The 13,038-nt window shown below is 62.5% G+C and carries 12 protein-coding genes; 7 read left to right on the top strand and 5 right to left on the bottom strand.

The genetic code is table 11. From position 1 onward, the window contains the following. Window positions 1–40: 40 nt before the first annotated feature. The gene (locus HCR76_RS02945) at window positions 41–1,546 is read left to right on the top strand and encodes a nucleobase:cation symporter-2 family protein (RefSeq protein ID WP_166984841.1); all 1,506 of its coding nucleotides are present in this window, start codon (window positions 41–43) and stop codon (window positions 1,544–1,546) included. A gap of 38 nt (window positions 1,547–1,584) precedes the next feature. On the opposite strand, the gene moaA is transcribed toward HCR76_RS02945, so the two are convergent. Further along, on the bottom strand, window positions 1,585–2,643 hold the full coding sequence (moaA, locus tag HCR76_RS02950; RefSeq protein WP_166987932.1) for a GTP 3',8-cyclase MoaA: 1,059 nt from the start codon (window positions 2,641–2,643) through the stop codon (window positions 1,585–1,587). Between the two features lie 313 nt (window positions 2,644–2,956). On the opposite strand from moaA, the gene HCR76_RS02955 reads away from it, so the two are divergent. Together HCR76_RS02955 and HCR76_RS02960 are read left to right on the top strand one after the other, a co-directional pair. After that, entirely contained in the window at window positions 2,957–3,454 is a 498-nt protein-coding gene (locus HCR76_RS02955) for a nucleoside deaminase (RefSeq protein ID WP_166984839.1), read from the top strand. A gap of 10 nt (window positions 3,455–3,464) precedes the next feature. Continuing rightward, entirely contained in the window at window positions 3,465–4,943 is a 1,479-nt protein-coding gene (locus HCR76_RS02960; protein ID WP_198248131.1) for an NCS2 family permease, read from the top strand. Window positions 4,944–4,945: 2 nt separating this feature from the next. Here HCR76_RS02960 and xdhC read toward each other — a convergent pair whose 3' ends face one another. From xdhC to HCR76_RS02980, 4 genes are all read right to left on the bottom strand, one after another. Then, window positions 4,946–5,734, bottom strand: coding sequence for a xanthine dehydrogenase accessory protein XdhC (gene xdhC / locus HCR76_RS02965; RefSeq protein WP_166984835.1), 789 nt, complete (start codon window positions 5,732–5,734; stop codon window positions 4,946–4,948). Next, window positions 5,734–8,115 (bottom strand): xanthine dehydrogenase molybdopterin binding subunit, encoded by a 2,382-nt coding sequence (xdhB, locus tag HCR76_RS02970; RefSeq protein WP_166984833.1) that lies wholly within the window; start codon window positions 8,113–8,115, stop codon window positions 5,734–5,736. The genes xdhC and xdhB overlap by 1 nt, the downstream gene beginning before the upstream one ends. Beyond that, window positions 8,112–9,545 carry a xanthine dehydrogenase small subunit gene (locus tag HCR76_RS02975; RefSeq protein WP_166984831.1) on the bottom strand — a complete coding sequence of 478 codons (1,434 nt, stop codon included), beginning with the start codon at window positions 9,543–9,545 and terminating at the stop codon, window positions 8,112–8,114. The genes xdhB and HCR76_RS02975 overlap by 4 nt, the downstream gene beginning before the upstream one ends. 180 nt (window positions 9,546–9,725) lie before the next feature. Beyond that, a complete protein-coding gene (locus tag HCR76_RS02980) occupies window positions 9,726–9,887 on the bottom strand; it encodes a hypothetical protein (RefSeq protein WP_166984829.1) in 162 nt (53 codons plus the stop codon). A gap of 345 nt (window positions 9,888–10,232) precedes the next feature. On the opposite strand from HCR76_RS02980, the gene rplJ reads away from it, so the two are divergent. From rplJ to HCR76_RS03000, 4 genes are all read left to right on the top strand, one after another. Further along, complete coding sequence (gene rplJ, locus HCR76_RS02985; protein WP_166984827.1) at window positions 10,233–10,748, top strand: 50S ribosomal protein L10; 516 nt, start codon at window positions 10,233–10,235, stop codon at window positions 10,746–10,748. A gap of 47 nt (window positions 10,749–10,795) precedes the next feature. After that, window positions 10,796–11,182: a 50S ribosomal protein L7/L12 gene (rplL, locus tag HCR76_RS02990; protein ID WP_166984825.1), complete on the top strand. Its 387-nt coding sequence runs from the start codon at window positions 10,796–10,798 to the stop codon at window positions 11,180–11,182. A 125-nt stretch (window positions 11,183–11,307) separates the two neighbouring features. Next, window positions 11,308–11,775, top strand: a complete 468-nt coding sequence (locus tag HCR76_RS02995) for a MarR family winged helix-turn-helix transcriptional regulator (protein ID WP_166984823.1) — start codon at window positions 11,308–11,310, stop codon at window positions 11,773–11,775. A 15-nt stretch (window positions 11,776–11,790) separates the two neighbouring features. Then, on the top strand, window positions 11,791–13,035 hold the full coding sequence (locus tag HCR76_RS03000; RefSeq protein WP_434063573.1) for an MFS transporter: 1,245 nt from the start codon (window positions 11,791–11,793) through the stop codon (window positions 13,033–13,035). The last annotated feature ends 3 nt before the right edge of the window (window positions 13,036–13,038 follow it).

A 13,038-nucleotide genomic window follows, 5' to 3' on the forward strand; every position in this document is an offset into this window, starting at 1 on the left:
ATGGAATTTGGGAGAAATTGCGGACAAGGGAGTCAGTGCAATGAGTCGGTCTCGTTCACGAAATGTCGCGGCGGGCGCTCCCGCCCGTCCTGAAGACGAACGGTTGAAGGCGTGGCCGACGATCATGTACGGCATTCAGCACGTACTCACGATGTACGGCGGCATCATTGCGCCGCCGCTTGTGGTGGGGCAAGCCGCTGGGCTCTCCACGGCAGAAATCGGGGTGCTGATCGCGTGCTGCCTCTTCATCGGCGGTCTGGCCACGATCCTTCAGACGCTTGGCGTGCCGTTCTTCGGCTCGCAGCTTCCCTTGGTTCAGGGTGTCTCATTCTCTGGTGTCGCCACGATGATGGCGATCCTCGATGGTGGCGGCGGCCTCCCTCGCGTCTTCGGCGCCGTGATCGCGTCGTCGGTGATCGGGCTGATCATCGCACCGTTCTTCGCCATGATCGTCAAGTTCTTCCCTCCCGTCGTGACCGGCGTCGTCATCACGGCCATCGGCATGTCGCTTCTCCCCGTAGCAGCTGGGTGGGCGATGGGCAGCGATCCGGATGCCCCGGGCTACGGCTCTGCGGCGAACATCGGACTTGCTGCGCTGTCGCTTGGTCTCATTATCGTTTTGTCGAAATTCGGCACGCCCGCAATCTCACGCCTCTCGATTCTGCTGTCGCTGGTGCTGTCGACGATCATCGCGGCACTGATCGGGATGGCCGATTTTTCGGAGGTGCTGACCGGGCCGGTCTTCGCCATTCCCACTCCGTTCGCATTCGGCATGCCAACGTTCGACATCGCGGCAATCATCTCGATGCTGATCGTGATCCTTGTCACGTTTACGGAGACAACGGCCGACATCCTCGCCGTGGGCGAGGTCGTGCGCACCAAGGTCGATTCCAAGCGGATCGCCGCCGGATTGAGGGCGGACATGCTCTCGAGCGCGATTTCACCCGTCTTCAACTCCTTCACTCAGAGCGCCTTCGCGCAGAACGTGGGCCTTGTCGCCATTACCAAGGTGTCGAGCCGTTTCGTCGTCGCTACCGGTGGAGTCGTGCTCGTCGTGCTTGGTGTTCTTCCCGTGCTCGGTCGTGTGGTGGCGGCGGTGCCGACGCCGGTTCTCGGCGGCGTGGGGATTGCCTTGTTCGGAACGGTTGCGGCGAGCGGAATCAACACGCTGTCCAAGGTGGACTATCGCAATAACTTGAATCTGATCATCATTGCCATCTCGCTGTCGTTCGGAATGCTCCCTCTCGTGCAGCCCGACATCTACGATGATTTCCCCAGCTGGTTCCAGGTGATCTTCCAGTCGGGCATCAGCTCGGCGACCGTCATGGCCGTGTTGCTGAACGTCGTTTTCAACCACATTGGTCGACGGTCAACGAGTGAGGGCAGCGTGGTCGCCTCAACGCCGGCACGGTTTGTGTCGGAAGATGTTCTCGATCTACTCGAAGAGGGTGACCACGTCGTCGACGGCCGCCTGCTCAACACCCAGGGCATCGAGGTGCAGACCGTGCGCGCCCGAGCTGAGGATGACGAGCGCTCATCAGAATGAGCATGCACGCTCGCGACTCAGCGTGTGGCTGCACACGCTCAGCCGCCGATGTACGACATCTCGATCTTGCGTCGCGAGCCGGGGGTCAGGCTCGCTCGCCTCTCAGAATAGTTGTCTGTCCGGCGTGCCCAGATGCCGCGAAGCGCGCCGTCGAGCTCCACGTCTGTGCAGTCAGCACGCAGCAGACTCCTGAGGTCATATCCGGCATCGGCGAACAAACACGTGAAGAGCTGGCCCTCGGTTGAGATACGAGCTCGAGTGCACGTGGAGCAGAACGCCTGAGTCACCGATGCGATCACACCGATTTCATTCGTGCCGTCGCTGTAGCGCCAGCGCGAGGCCGTCTCGCCTGGCGACGTTGGGTCGAGCGACTCAAGCGGCATCTCAGATGAAATGCGTGACACGATCTCGTCTGCAGTGACGACGTCGTCGAGTCTCCAGCCGTTTGTCGAGCCGACATCCATGTATTCGATGAAGCGGAGCACGTAGGGAGTGTTCTTGAAATACCGGGCCATCGGCACGATGTCGTGATCGTTGAGGCCCTTCTTCACGACCATGTTCACCTTGATCGGGCCGAGTCCAGCGGTGTGCGCTGCCTCAAGGCCGTCGAGTACGCGCGCGAGGGGAAACTTGACGTCGTTCATGCTCTGAAAGGTCCGCTCGTCGAGCGAGTCGATCGAGACGGTGACGCGGTCAAGGCCCGCGGCTTTCAGCGCGTCGGCCTTGACGGCGAGTGCCGAGCCATTTGTGGTGAGTGCGATATCGAGCGGGGCGCCCTCAGGCGTTCTGATTTCGGCGAGCATCGCGACGAGGTTCTCAAGCCCACGGCGCAGCAGCGGCTCTCCCCCCGTGAGCCGAATCTTCTGCACGCCTCCTCGGGCGGCTGCGCGCGCGATGCGGGTGATCTCTTCGAACGACAGCAGCTCGTCGCGTTCGAGAAACGCGTAGTCGCGTCCGAAGATCTCTTTGGGCATGCAGTACACGCATCGAAAATTGCAGCGATCCGTTACCGAGATGCGCAGATCACGAAGCCGCCGGCCACGCTGATCAGCGTCAAATGGAGCGCCGGATTCGGCTGGGCGACGAAGTGTCGGCATCGGTAAAGATAGCGGGGTGGAGCGGGCGCCCGAGATGCTCTCGGTCTGAGATTTATCGGCCACATCCACCTCCGGTCTGGCTTTCCACAGTAACACCGGTAGAAGCCGAAGTTTCCACTATTCAAAATAAAGATTTCAAAAGGGCTCGACATTGACGACTGTTCCTGTTAGATTCATACCCGCCCGCAACACGCTCGTCGATGATGATTACCGTGACAAATGCGATTCAACGAAATTCACTGTTCCGGTCGATGTTGAGCCATTTTCACACCCTGCGTCGTCCGGTTTCCCTATAGGAAGGTGACGGACGACGATGACCGTTCAAACCAATACGCGCAGCGATGAGGTCTACCTCTCCCGCGCAATCGACATTGCTACGCAGAACGTGAGAGAGCAGGGTGGCCCGTTCGGTGCCCTGATCGTCACGGCAGATGGTCAGGAATTCGAGGGCGTCAACCGCGTCACAGCGAGTCTCGATCCGACTGCTCACGCCGAAGTCTCGGCAATCAGAGCCGCATGCTCGGCAACGGAATCGTTCGATCTCAGCGGCGCTGTGCTCTACACGAGTTGTGAGCCGTGCCCCATGTGTCTTGCATCGTCGCTATGGGCGCGTCTCGATCGCATCGTCTTCGCGGCGAACCGTGGCGATGCCGCAGACGCAGGCTTCGATGACGCGGCGTTTTATCGCTTCTTCGATGAACCCGATGTGCGCCAGAGCATGCTGCCCGTCTCGTTCATTCCGCTCGATGACCCGACGCGAACTGCTCCGTTCATCGAGTGGGGCAACACCGCCTCGCGCATCGAGTACTGAGGAGGCGACAATGACTCAGACTCGTGCGCACACACGAACCGACGACGAAGGCAATCGATCGAACCCGGCAGGCCGTTCGGCCCTCGATCGTTTCTTCCAGATCACCGAGCGAGGCTCAACACTCGCTCGCGAGTTTCGCGGCGGAATCGTCACATTCGTCACAATGGCGTACATCGTCATCTTGAACCCCCTGATTATCGGTGGATATTCAGCGGATGCCGCGGCGACTGACGCCGCCGGCGGATGGCTCCCCGCCGAGCAAGTCGGCGCGGTCACCGGCCTGACCGCCGGAGTGATCACGCTGCTGTTCGGGGTGGTGGCGAACCTTCCGTTCGGCCTTGCCGCCGGTCTCGGCATTAACTCATTTCTCGCTGTCTCCGTCATTCACGATGTGACTTGGCCCGAGGCCATGGGGCTCGTGATCATCAACGGTGTGATCATCGTTGTGCTCGGAGCCACCGGTGCACGAACAGCTATCTTCCGGGCCATCCCGAAGGAGCTCAAGGCAGCCATCACTGTCGGCATCGGCCTGTTCATCGCCTTCATCGGGTTCATCGATTCGGGGTTCGTCACTGCGGCTGATGGCGTGCCCGTGCAATTGGGTGAGAATGGAAGCCTCACAACCCTGCCGACCGCCATCTTCGTGATCGCGCTCATGCTCATCGGCATCCTTGTCGCTCGCAAGGTTCCAGGCGGCATCCTGATCGGCATGATCGCCTCGACGATTCTCGCGATCATTGCTCAGGCGATCTTCAAAATTCAGCCGGGAGCAGAGGGCGGCTGGCACCTCAACGTTCCCGCGCTGCCAACGCAGATCGTCTCTATTCCGGACTTCTCACTCGTTGGCGAGTTCGACCTCTTCGGATCGTTCGGGCGCATCGGCGCGCTTGCTGCGACGATGCTCGTATTCACCCTCGTGTTCACGAATTTCTTTGACGCGATGGGTTCGATGACCGGTCTCGCGAAGCAGGCAGGCCTCGCGCACAAGGACGGCACCTTTCCGCGTCTGCGCGCCGCGTTCATCGTCGAGGGCGCTGGAGCAGTCGCCGGTGGCATGACCTCTGGCTCGTCGAACACGGTGTTCGTTGACTCTGCCGCCGGTGTCGGCGAGGGCGCCCGCACGGGCTTTGCCAGTGTCATCACCGGACTGCTGTTCCTCGCGTCGATGTTTCTCACGCCGCTGACTGCCGTCGTGCCGATGGAAGTCGGTTCCGCGGCGTTGGTCGTCGTAGGAGCGATGATGATGTCGCAGATCAAGGCGATCAGCTTCAAGAAGTTCTCTGTCGCTCTTCCTGCGTTCCTGACGATCGTCACCATGCCGCTGACCTACTCGATCTCAAATGGAATCGGCATCGGGTTCATCAGCTGGGCGATTGTCAACGTCGCGGCCGGCCGGGCCCGCAAGGTGCACTGGCTGCTGTGGGTCGTGGCGTTCGGCTTTGTTCTCTACTTCGTCCGCGGGCCGATCACGGCGATGCTCGGCGGCTGACGCTAGAAGCTGCTCAGAAGACCGGCTGCGACGCTCACGGCGATCGCAGCCGGTTCTTTTGCGTGGATGCTCGGGGTGCCGATGGGCGTCTGGATGCTGTCAACGCGCACTGGCGCATTGCCCGCCTCGATGAGCCTCTTTCGAAAGCGCGCCCACTTGGCGCTCGAACCGATCAGCCCGATCGGGCCGATGCGGGGTGTGCGCAGCGCAAGGTCGCACAGTGCGAGGTCTTCCGCGTGGTCGTGCGTCATGATGAACACGTGCGTGCCTTCGGGCAGCAGGGGCAGAACAGACTCAGGCACGGGAGCGTGATGCACGCTGATCGTCGCCTGACCGTCGCGCACGACGGCGAGACCGTCGTCGGCGACGGCATCCTCTCGTGAATCGATGAGTGCGAGAGTGAGATCGTGCCGCGACAGAATGCGGGCGAGCTCGTGGCCAACGTGGCCCATGCCGAAGATCGCCACCGAGGGGACGGTGCGGACCGGTTCAAGAAGCATGGTGACTTCCCCTCCACAGCATTGAACGCCGTACTCGGCGGGTGCCTTGTCGCTCAGATTAAGCGTCATAAGTTCCGGTGCAGCTTCGCCAGACTCCAACATCGCACGGGCCCGGTTGATGGCCGTCGCTTCGAGGTTGCCCCCGCCGATGGTGCCCCAGGTGTCGTCCCGTGACACGACCATCTTTGCCCCGCCATCGCGCGGCGAATGCCCGCGCACGCGCGCGAGGGTCACGATGACGTGACCCTCGCGGCGTTCGCGCAGGGCCTGAACAGCCCTGAGCCAGTCCATCACGACCCCGCGAGACTCGGCTCGGGAGCTGTGGCGGCGTCGTTCGGCATGTCGACGCCACGTGCCGCAGCCTGCTGCAGTGCCCAGAACACGTTCTCGGGCGTCGCGGGCGACGCGAGTTCGCGCGTCGCTCCGGCGGGCCCGAACGAGGCAGCGGCCTGCCGAAGCGCTTCACGCGCGCTGAAAGCGAGCATGAGCGGCGGTTCGCCGACGGCTTTGGAACCGTAGACGACGCCGTCTTCGTGAGCGCGATCGTAGAGCGTGACGTTGAACTCCTCGGGCATCTCCGAGAAGCTCGGCAGCTTATACGTGCTGGCCGCCTGCGTCAGCAGTCGCCCTCGCCCAGGCCCGTCTGAGGAGTCCCAGCGCAGATCCTCGAGCGTGAGCCAGCCCATGCCCTGAACGAAGCCGCCTTCGACCTGGCCGATGTCGATGATCGGCGAGAGTGAGTCGCCGACGTCATGCACGATGTCGACACGGCGGATGCGGTAGGCCCCTGTGAAGCCGTCGACCTCAACCTCCGTGGCGGCGGCTCCATACGCAAAGTACTTGAACGGCGAGCCGAACCATGCCTCGGAATCCCAGTGCAGCCCTTCGGTGCGGTAATAGCCGGATGCCGAGAGCTGAACGCGCTGCAGGTACGCCTCCTTCGCCACGTCGTTGAACGTGACGGAGTCGTGCTGGCCCAGCGCTGTCACCTCGCCGTGCGAGAAGCGCACGTCGCTGGGACTGGTGCGCAGCATCGTGGCGGCCACGCCGGCCATGCGATCGCGAATCTGCTCGCACGCGTTCTTCACGGCACCGCCATTGAGATCCGCGCCGGTGCTTGCTGCGGTCGCCGAAGTGTTGGGCACCTTATCTGTGCGTGTCGGCGCGAGTCGCACGGCGGAACGCGGAACGCCAAGCGCCGTCGCGGCCACCTGAATCATCTTGGTGTGAAGGCCCTGGCCCATTTCGGTGCCACCGTGGTTGATGAGCACGGAGCCGTCTTTGTAGACGAGAACGAGGGCGCCAGCCTGGTTGAACGCGGCGACGTTGAACGAGATGCCGAACTTGATGGGTGTGACGGCAAGCGCGCGCTTCGCGTGAGGGTGCGCCGCATTGAACGCGGCGATCTCCGTGCTGCGCTCGGTGAAGTTCGCGTTCTCGAGCACCTGGTCCCAGATCTCGTGCATCCGTTCGGCGTGGCGCACCGGCTGCCCGTACGGGGTGTCTTGACCGGCGACGTAGAAGTTGTGCCTGCGCAACTCAGCTGGGTCGATCCCCAACTCGGGTGCGCATCGGCCCATGATGTCTTCGATCACGAAAACGCCCTGAGGGCCGCCGAAGCCACGGAACGCCGTCTGAGATGTCTTGTTCGTCTTCGAGATGCGCCCGAGCGCCTCGATGTCAGGAATCCAGTATGCGTTATCGAGGTGGCACAGCGCACGACCGAGCACGGCCTCAGAGAGGTCGAGGCTCCACCCGCCGTCCGCAGTGAGCGTCGCCTTGAGGCCGAGGATCTTTCCCTCGTCGGAGAAGCCAACGCTCCAGCTCACGTGAAAGCCGTGGCGCTTTCCCGTGATCGTCATGTCTTGCGTGCGGTTCAGCCGCAGCCTGACGGGGCGTCCCGTGAGCTTCGTGCCAATTGCAGCGATCGCCGCGAGACCATGCGGCTGCATTTCTTTGCCGCCGAACCCGCCGCCCATGCGGATGCACTGCACCGCTACTTCGTTGTTCGACAGCCCGAGAACGTGCGCGACGATCTCCTGGGTCTCGGATGGATGCTGCGTACCCGCCTGAACATAGAGCGTCCCGCCCTCGTCGTAATAGGCGAGCGAGGCCATCGTCTCGAGGTAGAAATGCTCCTGACCGCTGAACTCGGTGACGCCCTCAAAAACGTGCGGCGCACTGGCGAGGGCGGCGTCGGCATCCCCACGGCGGGTAAGCCTCTGCGGGCCCTGGAAGGACTCGGCCTCGATCGCATCACGAACGGTGACGAGGGAGGGACGAGGGTCGTAGTCGACCTCGACTACGGCGGCTCCCAACCGTGCGGCTTCCTGGCTTTCGCCGAGCACCCAGCACACGGGGTGACCGTAGTACATGACCTCGGTAGGAAAGAGCGGTTCGTCGTTCTTCACTCCCGCGTCGTTGATGCCGGGTACGTCGTCGGCTGTCAGCACGCGCACGACGCCAGGAACTTGCAGGGCCTTCTCGAAGCGCATTCCGGTGATGAGGGCATGAGCATGCGGCGCCTGCACGGGCCACGCGGAAAGCGCATCGCCGCGCGCCGCAATGTCGTCAGTGTAGAGGGCGGTTCCCGTGACATGTCCGACGGCGCTCTCGTGCGGTTCGGGAACTCCGACGACGGGGTTTTCTGGGCGTTCCGACAGGGCGCTCATGCTCCCACCTCCTCGCGTTCCGTGGTCTCGGCAAAGAACTTCAGCACAGCCTGCGAGAGCATGATGCTTCGGTACTCGCTGCTGGCACGATGGTCGCTCATTGGCGTTCCTTCACGGGCGAGAGATGCTGCGGCATCCCGAGCCGTTTCGGCAGTCCACGGCTTTCCCACGAGAAGAGCTTCGGTGTCGAGCCCGCGAATCGGGGTGGCGGCGACGCCGCCGAGCCCAACGCGTGCCCGAGTGATGATTCCGCCGTCGATGTCGACAGCGAATGCGATGGCCACGCTCGAGATGTCGTCGAAGCGACGCTTCGCGATCTTGTGGAACGCCGTCGTTGTAGCGAGGGGGAACGGAATGCGGATGGCGCGGATGAGCTCGTCGTCAGCACGAACCGTCTGACGGTAGCCGGTGAAATACTCGGCAAGTGCAACCTCCCGCTCGCCGCGTGCCGACGCGAGAACGACACTGGCGTCGAGAGCCAGCAGAGCTGGGGGAGTGTCGCCGATGGGTGAGCCCGTGCCGACGTTGCCGCCGATGGTTGCCCGGTTGCGGATCAGCCGTGATGCAAACTGCGGCAGAACCTGACCGAGCAGTGGCACGCGTCCCGCGAGAAAGCGCTCGATCTCAGAGAGTGTGACCGAGGCGCCGATCGTGACGGCGTCGTCGTCCATGGTCAGCGTGCGCAGCTCGGGCAGGCGGTCGATCGCTACCATGAGTGGAACACGTGTTCCCTTGATGTTGACGTCAACGCCCCAATCTGTTGATCCGGCGACGACGACAGCCCGGGGTTCCTGCGCGAGCAGTGCGAGGGCATCGGCGAGGCCGGCCGGTCGAACAAAGCGACCGTCGTCTGCTGAATAGTCGGTGGCTGCGGGCTCCGGCGCGGCGCTGTCGCGTCGCGCGGCAAGCGTGTCGTCGGTAGTGGGAGCGCCCAGGTTGTACGCGGCATCCCGGATTGGACGGTAACCCGTGCACCGGCAGAGATTTCCGCTGAGCGCGTGCAGGTCAAACCCGTTCTCGCCGTGTTCAGCATCGGCAGGATGCTCGCACGGAGCGCGATCTGCGCGGTAATACTCGGCGGCCATGCTGCAGGCGAACCCCGGCGTGCAGTAGCCGCACTGTGAGCCGCCGGCCTCTGCGAGCCCCGCCTGAACGGGGTGCAGCCCGTCGGCCGAGGCAAGGCCTTCTGACGTGACGACTTCTTGGCCGTCTAACGCAGCGGCCGGTATCAAGCACGAGTTCACGGAAGTCCAGGTGCTGCCCCCGTTGCCGTCCGGGTTGGCGACCATCACCGCACACGCACCGCACTCCCCTTCGGCGCAACCCTCTTTGCTTCCGGTCAGCCTGTTCGCACGCAGCCAGTCCAGGGCATTCTCATGTGCGCGGATGCCGGAAAGCGGGCGGTTCTGCCCATTAACGGTCACATCCATGTGTCACGCTCCTTGTCGATTCGAAGTGGCGTTCACCTCGAACCGCCGCACTTCGTCATACGGTGGGAATACGCGCCAATCGACGCCGCCCTGCGCTGTCAACGACAGCGTTCCGAAATTCTACCCCGCTTCGCGCAACGGCGCCACTCAATTCGGAATTGTATTTCCGTATCATGGATATTAGGTTGCGCTGGTTGTCCGCTTTCTGCGTCGACGACGGCCGAACCAACCTCGGTGCGATTCTTCGGGCAGAGAGAAGTCGGCATCAACGCCGTTCCAGACGGGCTGCTCGTGTTCCGGGGCAGGGGGCGCGCTGGCCGTCTCGTCGTTGAGCTGGGTCATAACGTCTCCTTCTAAAATTTCGTATAATGAAAGTATCCTCTTGTTATACGAGAAAGACTAGGTCGACCGAGGGCTATGGTCAAGGGGTGATGTCTGAATTTGCCAACGTCGTCGCCCCCACGTATTGTTATGAACACCAAAGACCGTAGGTCTGTGGTGCGCAGAAATGCGCACACACGAAGGTTCTCTCTCGAGAACGGCCCGCGCAGGTGGAATCGAAGTTCACGCAGAATCTCTGCACCAGCTCCGCGCCTCCTGTGCCGGAGCTTTTTTTATGAGCGGGCCGCCACGGTGTGAGGGGCGCGTCGCCTCCGCGACGCGCGAACACATACGTAAGGAGTGGCCATGGCGAACAAGGAAGCCGCGGTTGCCGAGCTCACGGACAAGTTCCAGAACTCGACTGCCGTTCTGCTGACCGAGTATCGCGGCCTCACTGTGGGTCAGCTCAAGGAGCTGCGCAAGTCCATCAGTGCGGACGCAACCTACGCCGTGGTGAAGAACACGCTGACCAAGATCGCTGCGAACAAGGCAGACATGTCGTCACTCAACGACGACCTGACCGGCCCCACAGCAATCGCTTTCGTGCACGGAGACCCCGTCGCTGTCGCGAAAGGCCTGCGCGCTTTCACCAAGGCAAACCCTCTCCTGGTGATCAAGGGTGGTTACTTTGACGGTAACCCGCTGACCGCCGAAGAGGTAGGCAAGCTCGCCGACCTCGAGTCCCGTGAAGTACTGCTGGCGAAGCTCGCCGGTACCTTCAAGGCCTCGCTGTTCGGAGCCGCATATCTGTTCAACGCACCGCTGTCGAAGGCCGTTCGCACGGTCGACGCGCTGCGTGAGAAGCAGGAGTCCGCAGCGTAGGCACGTGCCTGCCCGCGGTGAGTACACGATTCAACAAGGAGAAAATAATGGCAAAGCTGTCAACTGAGGAGCTCATCGAGGGCTTCAAGGAGCTCACGCTCATCGAGCTCAACGAGTTCGTCAAGGTGTTCGAGGAGACCTTCGAGGTCACCGCTGCCGCTCCCGTCGCCGTTGCTGGTGCAGCTCCGGTCGCTGGTGCTGCTGAAGAAGAGGCCGAAGAGCAGACCGAGTTCGACGTCATCCTCGAGGGTGCTGGCGACAAGAAGATCCAGGTCATCAAGGTCGTCCGCGAGCTCACCTCGCTCGGCCTCGGCGACGCGAAGGGCCTCGTCGACGGCGCTCCGAAGGCTGTGCTCGAGGGCGCAAACAAGGAGACCGCTGACAAGGCAAAGGCTGCTCTCGAAGAGGCCGGCGCCAGCGTCACACTCAAGTAGTCACGTCCCCTCACGGGACAATTGTGATTCCAGAAGGCTCTGCCCCTCCGGGGTGGGGCCTTCTGCTGTTAAATTCCACATCCCTCGCTTTGCTATATAGATAGGCTATATATATTATGGCAGATATGACCGGACGCTCGCGTGAAGAAAATGACCGCGAGACAGAAGTGCTGATCGGGGAACTCGTCTCATCGGCGCATCGGCTGACTCGACTTGCTGCTCAGGCTCTTGTTGATCCGCAGAACCCGGCTGTGTGGCGCACGATTTCCGCTCTGCGCTCTCTCGGCCCGACGCGGCTGGGGGAGCTTGCCCGGCAATCGCGAGTGACGCAGCCGACAATGACGAAGATCGTTCAGCACCTCGTCGAAATGGGCTGGGTGACCCGCGTCTCCGACCCCGACGATGCCCGCGCGCAGGTGCTCGACGTGACGGAGAGCGGTATTGAGGCTCTCGGCGAGTGGCGTTCAGCGCTCGCGCGTTCCCTCGCTCCCTACTTCGCCGGACTCAGCCGTGACGATGCCCAGGTCATTGCACGCACACTCGAGATCGTCAACGAGCGCACATCTGTCGATCGCGGCACAACCCCAAGATAAAGGAGATCAATTCCCGTGAAAGCATCCTCTGATGGTGGTATGCGTGACATCCTGAAGCAACCCAAGTCTGTCTGGGCCGTGGCATTCGCCGCGGTCATTGCGTTCATGGGCATCGGTCTCGTCGATCCGATTCTTCCGAGCATCGCCGAAGACCTTCAGGCAACGCCAACAGAGACAGAAATGCTCTTCACCAGCTATCTTGCGGTGACGGGAATCGCCATGTTCTTCACGAGTTGGCTCTCGAGTCGCCTCGGTGCGAAGCGCACGCTGATGTTCGGTCTCGTCCTCATCGTGGCGTTCGCGTTGTTCGCCGCGCTGTCGAACAACGTTGAGGCAGTCATCGGCTTCCGTGCGGGCTGGGGCCTCGGCAACGCGCTGTTCATCTCGACGGCACTGGCGACAATCGTCGGGTCAGCAGCCGGCGGCTCCAGCGCGGCGATCATTCTGTACGAGGCCGCTCTCGGCCTCGGTATCGCCGTCGGCCCGCTCCTCGGGGGCCTACTCGGCCACATCAGCTGGCGAGGGCCGTTCTTCGGCACTGCTGTTCTCATGGCGATCGGCTTTATCGCCATCGTCACTCTGCTGAAGTCCGACTCCGGGGCAAACGCTCGCGTCGAGCCGATTCCTGTCTCGGCACCATTCAAAGCGCTTGCCCGACCGGCACTCGGTCTGCTCGCCATTGCTGCACTCTTCTACAACATGGCATTCTTCGTTCTGCTTGCCTACTCACCGTTTCCACTGGGACTTCCGGCAATGGGTCTCGGATTGACGTTCTTCGGCTGGGGCGTGGGACTCGCCCTCACGAGTGTCTTCCTCGCGCCATTCCTGACAGCGCGACTTCAGCGAACGACGGTGCTGCGCATCGCCCTCGCGCTGTTGGCGCTCACGCTCATCATCGCGGGTCTCGTCATCGACAGCGTCCCCGGGCTCATTGCCTGCATCGTCTTCGGTGGGCTCGTGCTCGGCGTGCTGAACACCGTGCTCACCGAGTCGGTCATGGAATCAACCGATCTTCCACGCTCGGTCGCATCGTCCGCCTACTCTGGTGTCCGCTTCGTCGGTGGTGCTATCGCCCCGACCGCGGCGACGATCCTTGCCGATGCCTTTGGCGCGTCGGTGCCGTACTTCGTCGCTGCCGGTGCTGCGCTCATCTCGTTCCTCGTGGTCCTGATTGGGCACCGAGTGCTCCACAGGGTGAACGCGCCGATCGAAAGCGAGCTGGAAGAAGCTTCCGCGATCGCCGCCGGTGAGGCATCCTGAACG

The organism is Paramicrobacterium chengjingii, from assembly GCF_011751765.2.
Classification (GTDB): domain Bacteria; phylum Actinomycetota; class Actinomycetes; order Actinomycetales; family Microbacteriaceae; genus Paramicrobacterium; species Paramicrobacterium chengjingii.